The following is a 17,419-nucleotide window of genomic DNA, read 5'->3' on the forward strand; positions in this document are numbered from 1 at the left end:
GGGTCATGGGATTCAAATGCGGGATCGTCGGACTGCCGAATGTCGGCAAATCGACGCTGTTCAATGCGCTCACCGAAACTGCCGCGGCGCAGGCTGCGAACTATCCGTTCTGCACCATCGAGCCGAATGTCGGTGAAGTCGCGGTGCCGGACAAGCGGCTCGACAAATTGTCCGAGATCGGCAAGTCGCAGCAGATCATCCCGACGCGCCTGACCTTCGTGGACATTGCGGGCCTGGTGAAAGGCGCGTCGAAGGGCGAAGGCCTTGGCAACCAGTTCCTCGCCACGATCCGCGAAGTCGATGCCGTCGCGCATGTGGTGCGTTGCTTCATCGATGACGACATCACCCATGTCGAAGGCAAGATCGATCCGCTCGCCGACATCGAGATCATCGAGACCGAGCTGATGCTCGCGGATCTGGATTCCTGCGAGAAGCGCATCGATAACCTGACCAAGAAGGCCAAGGGCAACGACAAGGACGCCAAGGAACAGCTCGATCTGGTCCAGCGCGCTTTGGTGTTGCTGCGCGACGGCAAGCCGACGCGTTTTCTCGAGCGCAAGCCCGAGGAAGAGCGCGCTTTCGGAATGCTCGGCCTGCTGACCTCCAAGCCTGTTCTCTATGTCTGCAACGTCGAAGAAGGCGCGGCGGGCGAAGGCAACGAATACTCGAAGCGGGTTGCAGAACATGCTGAGAAGGAGGGCGCTGTTGCGGTCGCCATCTCGGCCAAGATCGAATCCGAAATCGCGACGCTGTCACGTGCCGAACGTGCGGAATTCCTCGATACGCTCGGGCTTGAAGAAGCGGGCCTCGATCGCCTGATCCGTGCAGGCTATTCGCTGCTGCACCTCATCACCTACTTCACCGTCGGCCCCAAGGAAGCTCGTGCCTGGACCATCACCCAGGGCACCAAGGCACCGCAAGCTGCAGCCGTGATCCACACGGATTTCGAGAAGGGCTTCATCCGCGCGGAAACCATCGGCTATGAAGACTATGTCAGGCTCGGCGGCGAAGCCGGCGCGCGCGATGGCGGCAAGCTGCGGCTGGAAGGCAAGGAATATGTCGTCGCTGACGGCGACGTGCTGCATTTCCGGTTCAACACGTAAGATATTCTCAATCCTCTCCCCGTCATTGCGAGGAGCGAAGCGACGCGGCAATCCAGGAGCCACAAGCGAAGACTGGATTGCTTCGTCGCAAGGGCTCCTCGCAATGACGGTTGAGAGCGCGGTAGTTCTCAGTACTGCTGGCCGTGGCCGTGATCCTGCCCGAGGTTTTGCCCCTGATCCCGTAGCGCGCCGAGGTGTTCGTTGATGCGGAACACGATCAGAACGAACTCAGCCGCAATGCGCGCGAAGATGATGCCGACGATCACGCTGGCGAGGCTCGACATCACGAGGACGAAACCGCCGAACGGGCTGATGGCCATTGCGGCGAGACCCGAAAAGATCCCGGAAATGCCGAACAGAATGATCAGTGCGATCACCAGCCAGTAGAACGTCTTGATGATTGTGGGTGTGATGAAACGGTCCCACTGAAACAGATCGCGAAATTCGAACATCGGTGAAATCCCCCGCCGTGTAGATGAGTGACAAATTCAATTGCATTGAGAAACGGCTTCAAATATCCCGGCCCGACCACATTGACGGGCAGGATCGCGGGAAAGCCATGCAAGCGACCGGGTTGAGATTGCTGCAAATAACGGCCACAATCAGGCTTCCTCGACGGCATTCCCCATTATGACCCTGACATTTGAAGATTTTAAGCCCGGCCACTTCGGGACCTTCGGGCCGCGCCATATTACGCGCGACGAGATTATCGCCTATGCGAAAGAATACGATCCGCAGCCGATGCATCTCGATGAAGTTGCCGCAAGCGCATCGATGCTCAAAGGACTTTCCGGCTCCGGCTGGCACATGTGCTCGCTGATGATGCGGATGATCTATGACGGATTTCTGCACAAGACCGCATCGATGGGCTCGCCGGGCGTGGATCAGATGCGATGGCTCGCGCCGTTTCGCCCCGGCGACGATCTGACGCTGGATGTCGAAGTGGTCGAGGCGCGCGCATCGCAAAGCCGGCCGACCTTGGGCATCGTCAAATTCAAGTTCAGCACACGCAATGCCAAGGGGCAGACGATTTCCGAGATGATCACCCCGATCATGATCGGGGTGCGTGAACTCGCCTCCGGGAACTAGGGTCGCAGCATGCGCTATCTGGAAGACATCCAAATCGGTATGCGCCGCGAGCTCGGCTCGTTCACGTTCACGGCGGAGTCGATCAAGGCGTTTGCCAGGCAATTCGATCCGCAACCGTTCCATCTCGATGAAGAGGCCGGCCGCAAATCGCTATTCGGTGGTCTCGCTGCGTCGGGCTGGCACGTGGCGTCGGTGTGCATGAAGTTGCTGGTCGCCGATGGCCAGCGCGCAAAGGCGGAGGCAGAGGCGCGTGGCGAAGAGCCTCCAGTCGGCGGTCCATCTCCCGGTTTTCGTGATTTGCGCTGGACCCGGCCTGTTCTCGCCGGCGATACCCTGACCTATAGCAGCGAGGTTGTTTCCGTGCGCGCGACCGCGACGCGTCCGGGCTGGGGCATCTTGCAGTCGAAGAACGTTGCCGTTAATCAGCGCGGCGAGGAGGTCTACAGCTTCCTTGGTTCGGTCTTCCTGCCGCAACGGGGCGACGCGGCTTAACCATTTCAAACTTTATCGATGGAACCCTAGCTCTGTTAAGGGGTTCTGAACCTTGTGAGCGTGATCTGCGACTTACAGGTATGACGACCGAGACGACACTTCGCAGGACGATTTTGGGGACGACAATGGCTGACCGCACCGGATTGAAATTTGTGGGCTTCATCTTTGCGAGCGTGACGCTTGCGGTGATGCTGGCCACGTGCATGGTGGTCAAGGGTTATGCCGATGGCGCCTATACGCTCGAGAGCAGCGCGGTCGTTAGCGAGTAATTTTTACGAGTTGCTAACCAGACCCGCGCCGAACTGCGCGGGTTTTTTCGTGAGTGGGGTCGATGATGGCGACCTCAGCGACTCCAGGCCCAGGCGAGCAATGCCACGGCCACCAACAGCAATCCGACAAAGCGCAAGATAATGGTCCCCATCCTGGGCGCGTTGCTGCGCGCCGGAATGGGATCGGTGTTGTTCGGCCGAATGGTCTCCACGGATCGATTCCCCCAAAAGCAGTTCGCAGGTGCTGCGTAACCGTTGGTCGGGAACAAAACGAATAAAGTTCAATTGAACGAGCTCATGAAAAAGCCGCCGCCCTTTCGGGCGGCGGCTTCTGATTCGGGTGGTCTAGTGCCGATCAGTCGTGACGCAGGCCGTCAGCGGTGCGCTTCCACTGCGCGACGTTGTCGGCGATCAGGCGGGTCGACTTCATCGCGGCCTGGCTGAGCTGGGCGTAGCCCGAGATCTCGCGCTGAACGCGCTGGCCTTCGGCGTGGAGCAGGTCGCGGAGGCTCTCGAGTTCGGAAACCAGCTTCTCGATCTCGCCGAGCGAGGTGCCGGCGACGCGCTGGATCAGCGAATTGACGCTGTTCACAGTCGCTTCGGTCGTCGCTTCCAGCGGCGCTTCGGTGCCGGTGGTGGTTTCACTGCTGTTGTTCACCATGCCAGGCACCGGACGACGGAGGTAAGCGATATCGTTGCGCACGAAGTCGCGGATACCCGCTTCGACTTCAGACACAGCGGCGAGGTTGCTGTCGTCATCTTTGGCTTCTGTCTGTTCTGAACGAATGGCACTCATCAGCTCTTCCTTGTTTGTGTGAAGCGGACTTCACAATGAGCGAGCGCGGTCCCCCGCATGACAAATTTACGTGTACATCTGCGCAGTGGATTTTGACGAGATAGCGGCGAATATGCGGCAGGGCGCCGATCTTTGCCGGCAATCCTCTGGCAAAGTGTATTAAAACTTAATTCACCAACTATGCTTGAAGCCGGCCGAGAACGTCTTGTTGGTCACGCCCTGAACGGTCTCGCTGATCGATCCGGAGACGTTGACGCCGCCAAACAGCTTCTGCTCGGCGCCGAACTTGCGCAGCCATTTGTCATCGGTGGTGGCGAGCGATTGCCCGGCGATGAAGCTGGTGCCGGTATCGGTAATGTTGAAGCGCGCGAGCTGATCGGTCTCATAGCTGCGCGTCGGGCGCCCGTTGTAGCCAATGGCTGGAATGCTGCCTTGCTGGATCACGTTGTAGCCGCTCTGCAGCGTCAGCGAATACTGATCGCCGGCAATGGGTACCGACTTGCTGAGCGAAGTGCCCAGTTTGGTTTGATCCGCGCCCGGATCGACGCGCGCTTCGATCGCCGTCTTGTCCCAGATTGAGCCCACGCCGGGAGCAGTCGCGGCCGCCCAGGCTGCGCCGCCCGATTGGGCCTGCGCCGTGCCGTCGCCGAATTGGTTGCGGTAGGCATCGGCTGCGCTGCGCGGCGCGTTTTGCCGCGCGACATTGATGTCGGCGCCGACGCGGGTATCCCAGAACGGCGTAACCGACTGCTTGACCGAGAGCGCGGAGGTGCCGTTGCTGTCGTTGGAAGTCCAGCTGGACGACGGGCTGCCGACGATCAGCGACGAGCGCTTCTCGCGGAGCGATGCCTTCGCCGTCGGCGAATCGTCGGTATTCAAGAGGCTCCAGTCGGGTTCCGGGGCGTCGGCAGGAGGAGTGGCTGCCGTGTCGACCTGCTCTATTTCACCGGGAGGCGGCGCAACATCGACGAGACCGCGCCACGGATTCTGCGCGTGAACCGGAAAGGCAAACGCGGTTCCGCCGAGTGCTGCGATGAGCGCCCAATATGTCGGTTTGATTGAAGCCATCGTGCCACTGCCCAGCAAGATCGCGGATCGATTGGCACATAATACCATCAGACCCGGCGGAATTGTGGCGTCGCAACATTTCGCTGGGGATGGACGTGGCGATTGGCAATCGCCGTGCCGCTCAGGCGATCTTCGGCAGATGGATAGGCCGGCCCAATGCCTGTTCGACCAGGTCGAACGTATCGACGACCACGCGCATGCTGGTCAGACGCCCGGCCTTGAACTGCGCGAATTGCGCCAGCCGCAGGCTGATGGGACGGTTCGAATCCAGTGCGGTCAGCGAGAAGCGCATCATTGCAGAGCCAGATTCATCACCAAGGATCATCGACTCACGCTCGAAGCGATGCACCCGCACATTGTCGGCGATCTGCTTGCAGACATCGAGCACGGCAGCCTTGCCGTGGCGTGCGCCGAGAAACGGAAACATATCAATCGGCCCGTAGACCGCCCACTCGATATTGTCGTCGATGATGTCAGTGAGGTGGTCGAGCTGGCGTTCGTTGATGGCGCGATGCAACGCGCGCGAGAAACGCCAGAGGCTATGCTCTGTCATTGGGATAGTCCTGAAAATGGTTGAAACACTTGCGCGCCGGGGCAACGTTGCCCGGGCGGTCTGCACAAATTGCTTGATAGCTGAAGTAATATAATTTCGCTAAAATTCAACGGTTTATTTTGCAATGCACAAATGTTCGTGGTGAGGAGCTGCTCACCAAAACGTTAAGCTGCATTGCGGCGTCGGCATAACCTTACCGGTATGTCTGCTCGTGGTCCTGCACGGGGAGCGGTTCCATGGCGACATCGCCATTGCGGGCAGCCATGACGCCGAACAGGAGGGCCCCGCCGACGGCGCCGAGGAGTGCGCCAATGGGCATGAAGGTGAAAAACACAAGCATGGCGCTATAGCCCTCGAAATTGCTGGTCTTGAACAATTCGACCCAGGCAACGCCGGCGCCGATCCCCACGGCCGCTCCACCGAGCAACCCCAGAACCAAACCCAGCAAGATCAGCAACGCGATTTTCATGCAGCGCCCCCACTCAATGTTTTATGCGTCAAACAATGGCGCCAGAAGGTTCAACGGCGGGCGGCGATTTCATGTGCCGGAGCCCGGGAAAGGAACGCTGCTTGGGCGGCTGCGTTTTCTCCCGATCTGCAAGGGAGATTCCCGATGACCAAGCACATCCAGCCCGTTCCCGAAGATAACTGCAGCGACAAGGGACCTGGCAGCGCGCCGAAGGTGACGCTCGATAACACCAAGGGTCATCGCGACGACGAGAAGCACAATATTCGTGAGCAGGCGGCGCACGGCAATCTCACGCAGAACACGAGCAACCGCCGGTCGGGGTGATCGCAATGCAGCGGGCGGTTTCTATATAAGAGGAATGGCCAATAAACCCGTCGTCACCGCCCGCTTGCGCCGCGCGTCACCCGTTCTTGTCTGCAAGAAATGCCTTGGCCGCATTGATGACGGCAAGGCGCTGCGCAAATCGCTCAAGTCGGACTTGAAACGCCGCGGCGCGAAGCAGGACGTGAAAAGTCCACGCGTGGTGCTGACGAGCTGCCTTGGCATCTGCCCGAAGCGCGCCGTTGTCGTGGCGAGCGCCGCGACGTTAAAGAACGGGCAGTATCTGCTGCTGTCAGGTGCGGACGCCAGCGCAGAGGCGGTGGCGATGCTGATGCCGGATCGCGTGCCCTAAATAGAGCGATCAGGCGGCCGATTTCTCCGGCAGTTCTCCTCCCAGCGGGCGGCGTTCCATCTCTTCGCCGAAATCGATCGGATGCAGCAGCGCCTCGTGGAGCTGATGGCGATCGAGTTCGCCTTCCCAGCGGCTGATGACGATGGTGGCGACGCCGTTGCCGATCAGATTGGTGAGCGCACGGCATTCGCTCATGAACTTGTCGATGCCGACGATGATGGCCAGTGCGGTGATCGGAATATCGGGGATGATCGACAGCGTCGCGGCCAGCGTCACGAAGCCCGCGCCGGTGACGCCCGATGCACCCTTCGATGTCAGCATCGCCACGCCGAGCACTGCAGCCATCTGGCCGAAGGTGAGATGCGTGTTGGTGGCCTGCGCCAGAAACAGCGTAGCGAGCGTCATGTAGATATTGGTGCCGTCGAGATTGAAGCTGTAGCCGGTCGGGATCACGAGGCCGACCACGGGCTTCGATGCGCCGAGCGCTTCCATCTTGGTGATCATGCGCGGCAGCACGGTCTCGGACGACGAGGTGCCGAGCACGATCAGCAGCTCGTCCTTGATATAGCCGATGAAACGCAGGATCGAGAAGCCGAAGGCACGCGCGATACCGCCGAGCACCAGCAGCACGAACAGCAGCGACGCCAGATAGAAGGTGAAGATCAGATAGCCGAGATTGACGAGGGCGCCGAGGCCGAACGAGCCAATGGTGAAAGCCATCGCGCCAAAGGCGCCGATGGGCGCGAGCTGCACGATCATGCCGATGATGCGGAAGAACATCTTGCCGGCGAGATCAACGCCTTCGGCGATCTTTTCGCCGGGCTTGCCCATATGCGAGATCGCGAAGCCGGACAGGATCGCCACCAGCAGCACCTGCAGCAGATCGCCTTTGGCCAGCGAGTCGAAATAGGACGTCGGAATGATTCCCATCAGATGGGTGACGAAGCTTTCCTCCTTGGCGCGGCTGACATAGCTGGCGACGGATTTCGCGTCCAATGTGGAGGGATCGATATTGAAGCCGGCGCCGGGCTGCAGGAAGTGGCCGACCAGGAGGCCGATCAGTAGCGCCAGGGTGGAGACCGTCTCGAAATACAGCAGCGTCTTGCCGCCGATGCGGCCGACCTTGCTCATGTCGCCGATGGAGGCGATGCCGTGCACCACGGTGCAGAAGATCGCCGGCGCGATCATCATCTTGATCAGCGCGATGAAGCCGTCGCCGAGCGGCTTCAGGGCCTTGCCCGCATCCGGATAGAAGTAGCCGACGGTGACGCCGATCGCGATCGCGATCAGCACCTGGATATAGAGAATGCGATACCAGGGTTGCTTGGCCATCGTGGTTTCGTCCCTTGAAAGCGCTCATCACCATCGACAGCCGCGCGCAAAACATAGGTGCGCTGAGCTGCGGCGTAAAGTCACGCTTTGAACAGACCTGAGGTTAAAGCGCGGCGCAGCCCGGCCATGTCTCCCGTGCATGCTGCACTTGCAGTGGTGCGCGCCGGGGCCATTTAAATCTCAAAGGAAGCATCGCCATGCTTGATATCACCGCACATCCCTTAAATGACGATTCCGCGACACCCGCCGTTGCCGCAGTGCCGAACGATGCTGCGCTGCTCGATGCCTATTCGAACGCTGTCATCGATGTCACCGAACGCGTCGGTCCTGCGGTCGTGCGCGTCGAGACCGGCGCGAGGACGCCAAATGCCCGCGACCGCGGTGGGCTGGGCTCCGGCATCGTCATCTCGCCGGACGGCCTTGTCCTGACCAACAGTCATGTCGTCGGCGATTCCAGGCATATTCGCCTGCGCGACACCGAAGGCGTCGTCACCGATGCTCGCGTGCTCGGCGCCGATCCCGATACCGATCTCGCTTTGCTGCGGGCCGATAATGCGCGCGACCTGCGCTATGCGGGTCTCGGCAATTCCAAGAATCTGAAGCGCGGCCAGCTCGTGGTCGCTATCGGCAATCCGCTCGGCTTCGAATCCACGGTCACTGCCGGTGTCGTCTCGGCACTCGGCCGCTCGATCCGCTCGGTGAGCGGGCGCAACATCGAGGACGTGATCCAGACAGATGCCGCGCTCAATCCCGGCAATTCCGGCGGCGCGCTGGTGTCGTCGCGCGGCGAGGTGATCGGCATCAACACCGCCATCATCCAAGGCGCGCAGGGCATCTGCTTTGCGGTCGCCAGCAACACCGCGCAATTCGTGCTGTCGGAGATTATCCGTCACGGCTATGTCCGCCGCGCCTTCATCGGCGTGTCCGGCCAGACCGCGCCGATCCCGCGCCGCCATGCGGTGCTCGCCGGCATCGAGAACACCATGGGCGCGCTGCTCGACCAGATCGATCCCGACGGTCCGGCGTTCAAGGCTGGTCTGTTGCCTGGCGATGTCGTCGTCAGTCTCGATCACGTGCCGGTGAACGGCGTCGATGATCTCATTCGTATTCTTGATCGCGACCGTATCGATCGGACGGTCGAGATCGACGTGCTGCGGATGGGCCGCTTGCGCGCCATCGACATTCATCCCGTCGAACGTAAGGTGCTGGCGCGCGCGTAACTATCAGGCCTTGTGCAGCAGCGACAGCTCGGCCTTGAGGCGCAGGCTGCGTTTGCCGGCGAGGGCGGTGGCTTCGAAGGCCGCGCAGCCGTCGCTGCAACTGCCGGAAAAGCCGATGCCCACTTCATAGCCGGCGAAAAGCGAACTCCCGCCGGCTGCGGGCGTGTGTTCCTGATTGACGATCTCGCCCTTCCAGCGGCCGCCGGCCGAACCATAGGCGCCGAGATAATAGAAGCGGGCGTCGCCGCCGAGAATGCGGCCGTCGAACAGCAGCATCACGCCGGTCAGCCCGTCCTCGACGCCGTCGAGGGTTTTCATGTGCAGCGAATACAGTCCGTTGGCGATGCCGCCATCGCCCACCGTGCCGGTGTCCGGGAAGTCCTCTTCGTCGAGCCGCGTCATCACGGATTCGAAGGCCGGCCCCTTGCCCTGCGCGTCGCCGCCCGTGAACCTGTAGTTCTTGCCGTCGTGGATGCCACGCACGCGGATCGAGCCGTCGTCGTCGCCATAGAGCGTGCGAAACTGCGAGCCCACATGATGGCGCTGGCCGTGGATCACCGCATGGATGCCGTCGTCGGCTTCCTCATAGGTGCCGATATGGGCGAAGGCGGTGTTGCCGCCCAGCATGCGGCCGTCCTTGCAATACATGACGCTGCGGCCGACCACGTCGCCCGCCCGGTAGTCGCATTTGTAGAAACCGTCGAACACTTAAAGCCACCCACTGCGCCAACGGGCACCAGTGTAGACGTTCGCGCAGTGCGATAACAGGCATTCCCGGCCGGGCATATCAGCCATCCCGTCCGCGTGACGAACGGAGGTTGGTCGCGCCGGGCCAATCACGCTGTCATTGGAGGCCCGGTCGCCGGTTGTCGCGCGGCGGGTTTGCGGGCATGGTCGCGCCGAAATCGGGGAGGCCTATGATGCGTATTTTACGATGGATGGTGCTTTTCATGACTGCTGCAGTCCCGGCTTTCGCCCAACCGGCACCGTCGCCCGAGGTGCTGCGCGATCTCGCCCCCACCGGAAAGCTCCGCGCCGCGATCAATTACGGCAACAGCGTCTTGGCCCAGAAGGGCCCCGACGGCGCGCCGCGCGGCGTCTCGGCGGATCTCGCTGCCGAACTGGCCAAGCGTCTCGGCGTGGCCGTGGACTATGTGCCCTATGAGGCGGCAGGCAAGGTGTTCGAGGGCGCCAAGGCCGGCGCCTGGGATGTCGGCTTCATCGCCATCGAGCCGGTGCGCGCGCAGGAGATCATCTTCACCGCGCCCTATGTGATCATCGAGGGCACCTACATGGTCCCCGTGCATTCGCCGCTGAAGAGTGTCGACGACGTCGACAAGGACGGCGTACGGATGTCGGTCGGCCTCGGCTCGGCCTACGACCTCTATCTCACCCGCACCATCAAGCACGCCACCGTGCTGCGCGCCGATGCCGGCGGCGGCAGCGCGATGATCCGGAAGTTTCTCGACGAGAAGCTCGATGCCGCCGCCGGCGTGCGCCAGCAGCTCGATGCCTATGCCAAGGACCATCCGGAGATGCGCGTGATGTCCGGTCACTTCCAGGAGATCCAGCAGGCGATGGCCATGCCGCGCATCGCCGACAAGCCGCGCACGACTGGTGTCGCCTATCTTGCCGCCTTCGTCGAGGAGATGAAGGCCTCGGGTTTCGTCGCCGACGCGCTCAAGCGCAGCGGCCAGGTCGCCGACGTCGCGCCGCCGGCGGGGAAGTGAGCGTCAGCCTTTCAGCGTCCAGCGCGTGATGCGACGGACGACGAAAAAACCGATCACGAAGACGATGATCTGGGTATAGATGTTGCTGGCCGTCCTGCCGTATTGCTCAAACAACGCGGCCGCCAGCGCAGCCACCATGCACGACACCAGTCCGATCAGATAGTCGCGGGTTCTGCCGTGATCGCGCGTGACGTCATCGAGCCGCTTCTTGAGCGCACTGATCTCGATCATCGCCAACTGCCACTCGGTCATTGTCACTTGCCACCGCGATGCGGCGTGATGGCCGCGCATCATGATTGGTTGGCGGGGCGGCGAAACGGTTCAACAGGCCGCACGCGCCATCGCATGTGTCTCTCGGATTCGAATGTCAAACAGCCATGTGACATCGTTCTCGCGGGCGAAAGCCCCGAGGTGAGCTGTCGTTCTCCCCTCGAAACTGAGGGGAATGGAGCGCCGCAAGGCGCACCTTGATAGTCAGTCGCTGCGTCCGGTCCGGTTGCGACACCGTTCCATCCACAGCGCAACGCCTTGCGGCGCTCCATCACGGCGATTTCTGTTCCAGGGACCGTGCTTCCGGGTACTGGGCAGGACTAATGAAAGTCCTCCGTTCCGGACAGGCTTTCACCTGCCTTCACCCGCACCCGTCCAGCCGTTTCCGGCGCAGCCCCGTAGCGGGCCAGGACGGTGACCCCGGACCTCCCGAGTCCGTGCTTGCGAGGCACGTCCGCAGGCGCCGTATCCTGCTCCACTCCGAAAGCGCCCTCGAGAAGCGCCCCTCATGAGCAGGACGGGGAAGAGTATATAGTCTTATGGGAATTTTGTCAAGGTGGGATTCCGAGCCACTCTCAACCTATTGATCCGTCCTCAATCTCGCCGTTTCTTACTTAAGTCGCCGAACTCCTTCCACAAGCCCAGCATCATAAGTGAGTGAACAATGAGGTTGCCGATGTGCCAATAGAATTGACCCGCATCCATCAAACCATGCGCGATCTCATTTCGCAGATTCATGCCGCGTGGATCGGCATAGAGCGCTTGAAAATGTAGTGTGGCGTCGGGCCCAAGGGCCTCTGCAACCTTGTCATTATAGAGTATTTCACCCAGTCCGATGGCGACGCTTGTTCCGGACACTTTAGGGTGAGGCTTGGTAACTGGCACACCGAGGCTATCCGCGATCTTCCGCAACGCGCGCTCAATTTGTGGGATAAGCACATGCGCGGCCTTCACGTGATCGTTGCGCTCCCATGCGCGGGCGCCTTCCACCAATAAACTCATATCTTCGAACAACCCGTGACGGTTAGCCCATCCGGAAAAATGCTCGGCCACTACTTCGTGCCTCTCAAACAAGCGCCGGAAGGCTTGCGCTAGCCAAGGCGTGGCAAACTGAAAAGAGAACTTGGCTTGATGGAAAAGGCGACCGAACGCATCCTCCCTTACTGATCCGATCTTTGCGGCAACGTGATCGTCGGCCATAACCATTTGCGTGATATGAGCCATAATCGGAGCTTCTTTCAGGGTCTTTTGGACTTCCTTTTCAAGCTCTCCACGTTTCAGCATGAACTCTCGGGTTATACGCACAAAGCTTTTGCCAAGGTCATCAACGACAACGAGGTCCAAGAACTTGTCCATGTCGTCCTTGGTGATCTCGATCTTATGCTCAACCGATTGAAGAGTTTCGCCAGCCGCGCCGATTTTCTGCTGCATAAGGATGCGGGTACGGTCGCGCTCGTCCTTCAAGCCTGCGTCCCGGTATTCATCGGTGGCCGTCTGTAGCAATGCCGCCGCGAGCATCGGATCGGCGTTACTCGCGAAGTGTTCAAATGAATCGCCGACGGCCTTGTGGAGACGCCTGATATCATCGAACTTGTTCAAGCGGCGGTAATACGAGATCAAACGCTCGGCAGCATCCTTGACCTCATGCGGGTTGAAGTGGGTTGGATCTCCGGTATTTGAGCCTTTCGTGACAATGCTTTCCAAGTCAGCGACTAGTTCATCACGCTCCGCATCCGTGACACCTGCCTTTTTGTCCTCAAGTAGCCGGTCAACAGTGTACCACCACATACCAGCGTGAGTTTTCATCAATGCGCGATGCATATCCATTAGCGTAGCGCGCGCCCGATCGGTGCGGTCCTTGTCGTCGATCAAAGTGGCAAGGTCGAGTGCCCGGATCGCAAACATCACTTGGTTGTGGTCCTCAGCCATGCGTGGAACTGCATTGAGGTAGGAATCGATTGCGATCCGGGCGTCCTCTGGATCACGCTTACGCTTACCGATAAGGCCGCTCATTTCCCACGCAAGATCAGCGTAGCGCGATTTAAGGAAGGGATGCTTGAGAGATCGTGCCCGGGCCGCCCAATGCGTTACAACATCTGGTGGGGTCCCTGTGATGTCCGGGAAATAGAATATTTGGCCGTCGGCGTTTGTGCCCGACCCCATGGGGCCAAAGTAGTTATTCCACGGGTTTTCATGTTGGCCAGTTGCCAAAGCGAACGCTAGTACTTCCGCCCAGGCACCAAGATTTTCGGCTTCGGACGGATCAATCAAAGCGCCACGCGCGGTCTTCAGCTCGCCGCCGATCGTGAATTCATCAAACGGCTCTTCGTTGGCATCGAAGCGCTGGACGATGTCCTCAATAAAACTTGGAACGGCGAGTGCGGACATCATGGATATTCCGATCGTAGTTCGGAAAGGTGTCGAGATAATATATTGCTCTTGGGCCTGAGTGCTTTCGTAGGGCGGGGCGCTAGTCGCTCAAAGCTCGACGTCGCCCCTCGATCGGTTCGGTGGGATCGAACGTCATGCCGTGCGTTAAGGCAACTATCCTTTGAAAAAGCTCAGCCGGTAGCGGCTGCAGTCTATCAGGGTGGCGTTTGATGTTGTTCCGCAGGAAGGAAGGCACTGCGGTCACAGAAAGATCTTCGCGCATTTCATGCCACCCTTGTCTGCGCCACCAAACTGATCCCGAGTGCATGCAACACCTTCAGCACCGTCGCGAATTCCGGTTTGGCATCACCGCCGAGCGCGCGATAAAGGTTCTCGCGCGACAGGCCGGTCTTCTCGGCAACGTCGGTCATGCCCTGCGCGCGGGCAACGGCGCCGATCGCCTTGGCGATCAAGGCCGGGTCTTCCGATTCAAAAGCCTCAGTTAGATAGGCGGCGATCATCTCTGGATTGTCGAGATAGTCGGCGGCATCGAATGGGGTCACGGTGGCCATGCTCACTCCTTCAGTTGATGCGCGAGCTGCTTGGCAGCGGCGATGTCTGCGCTTTGCGAGCTCTTGTCGCCACCGCAGAGCAGGATGATCAGTTCGTCGCCGCGACGGACGAAATAGACCCGATAGCCTGGTCCGTAGTGAATGCGCATCTCACTGACGCCATCACCGACTGGCGCAACGTCGCCGGGGTTGCCAAGCTCCAGCCGATCGATGCGCGACAAGATCTTAGCCCGCGCCCGGATATCGCGCAGATTTTTCAGCCAAATCGAGAATTCGTCGGTTCTCTTGATCACCGGCATCTGTAGCGTATACGCTACAGATGCATTTTCGTCAATGAGCGCGGATCAGGGCCTCTTCTTCCACCCACCCCGATGCCCCGGCGCGCCGCCGGTTGATCTTGGCGCGGGGCCAAACTCCGGTCCGGACTCGCGGCTGTTCTTCGGCTGGAAGATCTTGCTCTCGGTGCCCGGACCCATTTCATCCAGCGTCGGCTTGCGCGGACGTTCCACCTCTTTGCCGCGGGCGGGCTTCACTTCATGCCAGTTCGCGATGCCCATCTCGTCGAGCCCGGGCTTGTGCACTTTCGACGAGGCGCCGCCCGCTGATGAACTCTTGCCGTATTTGCCGCGCGCCTTGCCTTGCGCGGCCTTTTCCAGACGCGCGGGCAGGTTGGCGGCATCGCCATATTTCTTCTCGCCTTTGTAACCGCCGCCGCGTGCGGCGACGCCGCGCTGCTTGACGGTGGGGTCGTCGACCACGGCCAGCTCCGTGGCACGCAGGCGCTTGACCTCGTCGCGGAGGCGCGCGGCTTCCTCGAAGTTCAGGTCGGCCGCGGCCTCGCGCATCCGCACTTCCAGATCGGCCAGCACGGCTTCGAAATTGTGCCCGATGGTGATGGCATCCTCGGCCATGCCGCCGCCGATATCCACCAGCACGCGGTCGCCTTCATAGACCGAGTTCATGATGTCGCCGATCGACTTCTTCACGCTTTCCGGCGTGATGCCGTGCAGCGTGTTGTATTCGACCTGCTTCTCGCGGCGGCGATCGGTTTCGGCGATGGCGCGGGTCATCGAGCCGGTCATCTGGTCGGCATAGAGAATGACGCGGCCGTCGACGTTACGCGCGGCACGGCCGATGGTCTGGATCAGCGAGGTCTCCGAACGCAAGAAGCCTTCCTTGTCGGCATCGAGCACGGCGACCAGCGCGCATTCGGGAATGTCGAGACCTTCGCGGAGGAGATTGATGCCGACCAGCGCGTCGAATGCGCCGAGGCGGAGATCCCGGATGATCTCGATACGCTCGATGGTGTCGATATCGCTGTGCATGTAGCGCACGCGGATGCCTTGCTCATGCAGGAACTCGGTGAGGTCTTCCGCCATGCGCTTGGTCAGCACGGTGATCAGCGAACGATAGCCCTGGGCCGCGGTGGCGCGGACCTCGCCCAAGAGATCGTCGACCTGGGTGCGGGCCGGGCGGATATTGATCGGGGGGTCGATCAGGCCGGTGGGGCGAATGACCTGCTCGACGAACACGCCGCCGGATTCCTGCAGCTCCCAGCCCGACGGCGTCGCTGACACCGCGATCGATTGCGGGCGCATCATGTCCCACTCCTCGAAGCGCAGCGGGCGGTTGTCCATGCAGGAGGGCAGGCGGAAACCGTATTCCGCCAGCGTCGCCTTGCGGCGGAAGTCGCCCTTGAACATGGCGCCGATCTGCGGCACCGAGACATGGCTTTCGTCGGCAAACACCAGCGCATTGTCCGGGACATATTCGAACAAAGTCGGCGGCGGCTCGCCGGGGCGGCGGCCAGTGAGATAGCGCGAATAGTTCTCGATGCCGGCGCAGGAGCCGGTGGCTTCCATCATTTCCAGATCGAAGGTGGTGCGCTGTTCGAGGCGCTGCGCTTCCAGCAGGCGGCCCTGATTGTGCAGCTGGTCGAGCCGCCACTTCAGCTCTTCCTTGATCGACTTCATCGCCTGGATCAGCGTCGGCCGCGGCGTCACGTAATGCGAATTGGCGTAGATCTTGATGAATTCGAGTTCGTCCTGCTTGTGGCCGGTGAGCGGATCGAACTCCTCGATGCTCTCCACGGTGTCGCCGAACAGGTTCACGCGCCAGGCGCGGTCTTCATAGTGGGCCGGGAAGATGTCGATGACGTCGCCGCGCACGCGGAAGGTGCCGCGGGTGAAGTCGTGCTGGGTGCGCTTGTATTGCAAGGCGACGAGGTCGGCGATGAGCTGGCGCTGGTCGATGCGCTCGTCCTTCTTCAGCGCGAAGGTCATCGCGGTATAGGTTTCCACCGAACCGATACCGTAGATGCACGACACCGACGCCACGATGATGACGTCGTCACGCTCCAAGAGTGCGCGCGTCGCCGAATGGCGCATGCGGTCGATCTGCTCGTTGATGGACGAATCCTTCTCGATATAGGTGTCAGTGCGCGGGACGTAGGCTTCCGGCTGGTAGTAGTCGTAATAGCTGACGAAATATTCGACGGCGTTGTCGGGGAAGAAGTTCTTGAACTCGCCATAGAGCTGCGCGGCCAGCGTCTTGTTCGGCGCGAGAATGATCGCCGGGCGTTGCGTCGCCTCGATCACCTTGGCCATGGTGTAGGTCTTGCCGGAGCCGGTGACGCCGAGCAGAACCTGGGTGCGGTCGTTGCGGTCGATGCCCTCGACCAGTTCCTTGATCGCGGTCGGCTGGTCGCCTTTCGGCTCGTATTCCGACTTCAGCTCGAAGCGCACGCCGCCTTCGGATTTCTCCGGACGCGGCGGACGATGCGGGGTCCAGACTTTCTGGTCCTTGAACTCCGGACGGCCGTCGCGCACCAGCGCTTCCAGCGCATCGGCCGTGGCCTGCACGCCGAGGGCTTCCATCTTGTTGCGCGGCGGCCGTGCCGTTAGTGCCTCGGCGTCTTCTTCCTCGGTGGTGAAGCCGAGCTGCTTGGCCAGTTCCGGATCCAGCGTCGGGATCGAGGCCGAGGTGTTGTAATTCGCCTGCGGCGCTTCCTCGAGGCCCTTCTGCTCGCTCAGCCGCGGCGCATAGGGCGCGACCACCGGCTGGGGAAACGGCTGCAGCGGCGTCGGACGCATGCCCGAAGACCTTGCTAAATCGTCGCCCTCGAACTTCTTAGGCGTCGATTTGCGCGCGCGATGCACCGCGGCCTCGCCGCCGGAACGACGCTCGAAGGAATTACTCGGCGGTGGCTGCAGGCCGGTGCCCGAGCCCATGCCGGCATCGCCGCGATTGATCGCGGGATTCAGCAGTTCCGCCAGCGCAGGCCCGATCGGCTTGACGTCGGGACGGCCGGCGCCAGGCTTGGCGGCGGGGGTCTTGATTGATTTTGCGGGCTTTTTCGGAGAGTCGGGTTTCTTCGCCATGGGCGGAATATGGGGCGAGTCCGGTGGCGATAA

General features: G+C 61.1%; 20 protein-coding genes. 8 read left to right on the top strand and 12 right to left on the bottom strand.

Going from position 1 to position 17,419, the window contains the following annotated elements:
- The first annotated feature begins 5 nt into the window (after positions 1 to 5).
- The gene (gene ychF, locus AB7813_RS26155; RefSeq protein WP_231077932.1) at positions 6 to 1,103 is read left to right on the top strand and encodes a redox-regulated ATPase YchF; all 1,098 of its coding nucleotides are present in this window, start codon (positions 6 to 8) and stop codon (positions 1,101 to 1,103) included.
- Between the two features lie 128 nt (positions 1,104 to 1,231).
- Here ychF and AB7813_RS26160 read toward each other — a convergent pair whose 3' ends face one another.
- Positions 1,232 to 1,555 carry a DUF4282 domain-containing protein gene (locus tag AB7813_RS26160; RefSeq protein WP_068731168.1) on the bottom strand — a complete coding sequence of 108 codons (324 nt, stop codon included), beginning with the start codon at positions 1,553 to 1,555 and terminating at the stop codon, positions 1,232 to 1,234.
- A gap of 178 nt (positions 1,556 to 1,733) precedes the next feature.
- On the opposite strand from AB7813_RS26160, the gene AB7813_RS26165 reads away from it, so the two are divergent.
- From AB7813_RS26165 to AB7813_RS26175, 3 genes are all read left to right on the top strand, one after another.
- Entirely contained in the window at positions 1,734 to 2,192 is a 459-nt protein-coding gene (locus AB7813_RS26165) for a MaoC family dehydratase (protein ID WP_441228760.1), read from the top strand.
- A gap of 9 nt (positions 2,193 to 2,201) precedes the next feature.
- Positions 2,202 to 2,684 (top strand): MaoC family dehydratase, encoded by a 483-nt coding sequence (locus AB7813_RS26170; protein ID WP_320447013.1) that lies wholly within the window; start codon positions 2,202 to 2,204, stop codon positions 2,682 to 2,684.
- A 125-nt stretch (positions 2,685 to 2,809) separates the two neighbouring features.
- Positions 2,810 to 2,953 carry a hypothetical protein gene (locus tag AB7813_RS26175; protein ID WP_170849743.1) on the top strand — a complete coding sequence of 48 codons (144 nt, stop codon included), beginning with the start codon at positions 2,810 to 2,812 and terminating at the stop codon, positions 2,951 to 2,953.
- A 355-nt stretch (positions 2,954 to 3,308) separates the two neighbouring features.
- On the opposite strand, the gene AB7813_RS26180 is transcribed toward AB7813_RS26175, so the two are convergent.
- The 4 genes from AB7813_RS26180 to AB7813_RS26195 all read right to left on the bottom strand — a co-directional run bounded on the left by AB7813_RS26180 (position 3,309) and on the right by AB7813_RS26195 (position 5,839).
- The gene (locus tag AB7813_RS26180; protein ID WP_089261783.1) at positions 3,309 to 3,749 is read right to left on the bottom strand and encodes a hypothetical protein; all 441 of its coding nucleotides are present in this window, start codon (positions 3,747 to 3,749) and stop codon (positions 3,309 to 3,311) included.
- Positions 3,750 to 3,920: 171 nt separating this feature from the next.
- Complete coding sequence (locus AB7813_RS26185) at positions 3,921 to 4,817, bottom strand: hypothetical protein (protein WP_441228761.1); 897 nt, start codon at positions 4,815 to 4,817, stop codon at positions 3,921 to 3,923.
- A gap of 121 nt (positions 4,818 to 4,938) precedes the next feature.
- Positions 4,939 to 5,370 carry a nuclear transport factor 2 family protein gene (locus AB7813_RS26190; RefSeq protein WP_068731173.1) on the bottom strand — a complete coding sequence of 144 codons (432 nt, stop codon included), beginning with the start codon at positions 5,368 to 5,370 and terminating at the stop codon, positions 4,939 to 4,941.
- Between the two features lie 193 nt (positions 5,371 to 5,563).
- The gene (locus AB7813_RS26195) at positions 5,564 to 5,839 is read right to left on the bottom strand and encodes a hypothetical protein (protein WP_089261777.1); all 276 of its coding nucleotides are present in this window, start codon (positions 5,837 to 5,839) and stop codon (positions 5,564 to 5,566) included.
- A gap of 144 nt (positions 5,840 to 5,983) precedes the next feature.
- On the opposite strand from AB7813_RS26195, the gene AB7813_RS26200 reads away from it, so the two are divergent.
- Together AB7813_RS26200 and AB7813_RS26205 are read left to right on the top strand one after the other, a co-directional pair.
- Entirely contained in the window at positions 5,984 to 6,163 is a 180-nt protein-coding gene (locus tag AB7813_RS26200; RefSeq protein ID WP_089261775.1) for a hypothetical protein, read from the top strand.
- 34 nt (positions 6,164 to 6,197) lie between these two features.
- Positions 6,198 to 6,512, top strand: coding sequence for a (2Fe-2S) ferredoxin domain-containing protein (locus AB7813_RS26205; RefSeq protein WP_441228762.1), 315 nt, complete (start codon positions 6,198 to 6,200; stop codon positions 6,510 to 6,512).
- A gap of 9 nt (positions 6,513 to 6,521) precedes the next feature.
- Here AB7813_RS26205 and AB7813_RS26210 read toward each other — a convergent pair whose 3' ends face one another.
- Positions 6,522 to 7,844: a dicarboxylate/amino acid:cation symporter gene (locus tag AB7813_RS26210; RefSeq protein ID WP_120288607.1), complete on the bottom strand. Its 1,323-nt coding sequence runs from the start codon at positions 7,842 to 7,844 to the stop codon at positions 6,522 to 6,524.
- 197 nt (positions 7,845 to 8,041) lie between these two features.
- Between AB7813_RS26210 and AB7813_RS26215 the strand changes: the two genes are divergently transcribed.
- Positions 8,042 to 9,064: a S1C family serine protease gene (locus AB7813_RS26215; RefSeq protein ID WP_441228763.1), complete on the top strand. Its 1,023-nt coding sequence runs from the start codon at positions 8,042 to 8,044 to the stop codon at positions 9,062 to 9,064.
- 3 nt (positions 9,065 to 9,067) lie between these two features.
- Here the strand turns inward: AB7813_RS26215 and AB7813_RS26220 are convergent, their stop codons facing one another.
- The gene (locus tag AB7813_RS26220; protein ID WP_175367596.1) at positions 9,068 to 9,772 is read right to left on the bottom strand and encodes a hypothetical protein; all 705 of its coding nucleotides are present in this window, start codon (positions 9,770 to 9,772) and stop codon (positions 9,068 to 9,070) included.
- 242 nt (positions 9,773 to 10,014) lie between these two features.
- On the opposite strand from AB7813_RS26220, the gene AB7813_RS26225 reads away from it, so the two are divergent.
- Complete coding sequence (locus tag AB7813_RS26225; protein ID WP_441228764.1) at positions 10,015 to 10,794, top strand: transporter substrate-binding domain-containing protein; 780 nt, start codon at positions 10,015 to 10,017, stop codon at positions 10,792 to 10,794.
- 3 nt (positions 10,795 to 10,797) lie between these two features.
- Here AB7813_RS26225 and AB7813_RS26230 read toward each other — a convergent pair whose 3' ends face one another.
- The 5 genes from AB7813_RS26230 to uvrB form a co-directional block, all read right to left on the bottom strand.
- The gene (locus AB7813_RS26230) at positions 10,798 to 11,046 is read right to left on the bottom strand and encodes a hypothetical protein (protein WP_441228765.1); all 249 of its coding nucleotides are present in this window, start codon (positions 11,044 to 11,046) and stop codon (positions 10,798 to 10,800) included.
- Between the two features lie 612 nt (positions 11,047 to 11,658).
- Positions 11,659 to 13,455: a DUF4209 domain-containing protein gene (locus tag AB7813_RS26235; protein WP_441228766.1), complete on the bottom strand. Its 1,797-nt coding sequence runs from the start codon at positions 13,453 to 13,455 to the stop codon at positions 11,659 to 11,661.
- Between the two features lie 263 nt (positions 13,456 to 13,718).
- Entirely contained in the window at positions 13,719 to 14,006 is a 288-nt protein-coding gene (locus AB7813_RS26240; protein ID WP_439073996.1) for an addiction module antidote protein, read from the bottom strand.
- Between the two features lie 2 nt (positions 14,007 to 14,008).
- Positions 14,009 to 14,305, bottom strand: coding sequence for a type II toxin-antitoxin system RelE/ParE family toxin (locus AB7813_RS26245; protein ID WP_441228767.1), 297 nt, complete (start codon positions 14,303 to 14,305; stop codon positions 14,009 to 14,011).
- Between the two features lie 45 nt (positions 14,306 to 14,350).
- Positions 14,351 to 17,386 (bottom strand): excinuclease ABC subunit UvrB, encoded by a 3,036-nt coding sequence (gene uvrB / locus AB7813_RS26250; RefSeq protein WP_441228768.1) that lies wholly within the window; start codon positions 17,384 to 17,386, stop codon positions 14,351 to 14,353.
- Positions 17,387 to 17,419: the final 33 nt, after the last annotated feature.

It is taken from the genome of Tardiphaga sp. 20_F10_N6_6 (genome assembly GCF_052076045.1).
Taxonomy (GTDB): Bacteria; Pseudomonadota; Alphaproteobacteria; order Rhizobiales; family Xanthobacteraceae; genus Tardiphaga; species Tardiphaga robiniae.

Coding starts and splice junctions, on each gene's coding strand:
- AB7813_RS26205 (WP_441228762.1), top strand. CDS start 6,198: ATGGCCAATAAACCCGTCGTCACCGCCCGCTTGCGCCGCGCGTCACCC.
- AB7813_RS26165 (WP_441228760.1), top strand. CDS start 1,734: ATGACCCTGACATTTGAAGATTTTAAGCCCGGCCACTTCGGGACCTTC.
- AB7813_RS26190 (WP_068731173.1), bottom strand. CDS start 5,370: ATGACAGAGCATAGCCTCTGGCGTTTCTCGCGCGCGTTGCATCGCGCC.
- AB7813_RS26230 (WP_441228765.1), bottom strand. CDS start 11,046: ATGACCGAGTGGCAGTTGGCGATGATCGAGATCAGTGCGCTCAAGAAG.
- AB7813_RS26240 (WP_439073996.1), bottom strand. CDS start 14,006: ATGGCCACCGTGACCCCATTCGATGCCGCCGACTATCTCGACAATCCA.
- AB7813_RS26160 (WP_068731168.1), bottom strand. CDS start 1,555: ATGTTCGAATTTCGCGATCTGTTTCAGTGGGACCGTTTCATCACACCC.
- AB7813_RS26235 (WP_441228766.1), bottom strand. CDS start 13,455: ATGATGTCCGCACTCGCCGTTCCAAGTTTTATTGAGGACATCGTCCAG.
- ychF (WP_231077932.1), top strand. CDS start 6: ATGGGATTCAAATGCGGGATCGTCGGACTGCCGAATGTCGGCAAATCG.
- AB7813_RS26175 (WP_170849743.1), top strand. CDS start 2,810: ATGGCTGACCGCACCGGATTGAAATTTGTGGGCTTCATCTTTGCGAGC.
- AB7813_RS26180 (WP_089261783.1), bottom strand. CDS start 3,749: ATGAGTGCCATTCGTTCAGAACAGACAGAAGCCAAAGATGACGACAGC.
- AB7813_RS26210 (WP_120288607.1), bottom strand. CDS start 7,844: ATGGCCAAGCAACCCTGGTATCGCATTCTCTATATCCAGGTGCTGATC.
- AB7813_RS26195 (WP_089261777.1), bottom strand. CDS start 5,839: ATGAAAATCGCGTTGCTGATCTTGCTGGGTTTGGTTCTGGGGTTGCTC.
- AB7813_RS26170 (WP_320447013.1), top strand. CDS start 2,202: ATGCGCTATCTGGAAGACATCCAAATCGGTATGCGCCGCGAGCTCGGC.
- AB7813_RS26245 (WP_441228767.1), bottom strand. CDS start 14,305: ATGCCGGTGATCAAGAGAACCGACGAATTCTCGATTTGGCTGAAAAAT.
- AB7813_RS26185 (WP_441228761.1), bottom strand. CDS start 4,817: ATGGCTTCAATCAAACCGACATATTGGGCGCTCATCGCAGCACTCGGC.
- AB7813_RS26200 (WP_089261775.1), top strand. CDS start 5,984: ATGACCAAGCACATCCAGCCCGTTCCCGAAGATAACTGCAGCGACAAG.
- AB7813_RS26225 (WP_441228764.1), top strand. CDS start 10,015: ATGACTGCTGCAGTCCCGGCTTTCGCCCAACCGGCACCGTCGCCCGAG.
- uvrB (WP_441228768.1), bottom strand. CDS start 17,386: ATGGCGAAGAAACCCGACTCTCCGAAAAAGCCCGCAAAATCAATCAAG.
- AB7813_RS26215 (WP_441228763.1), top strand. CDS start 8,042: ATGCTTGATATCACCGCACATCCCTTAAATGACGATTCCGCGACACCC.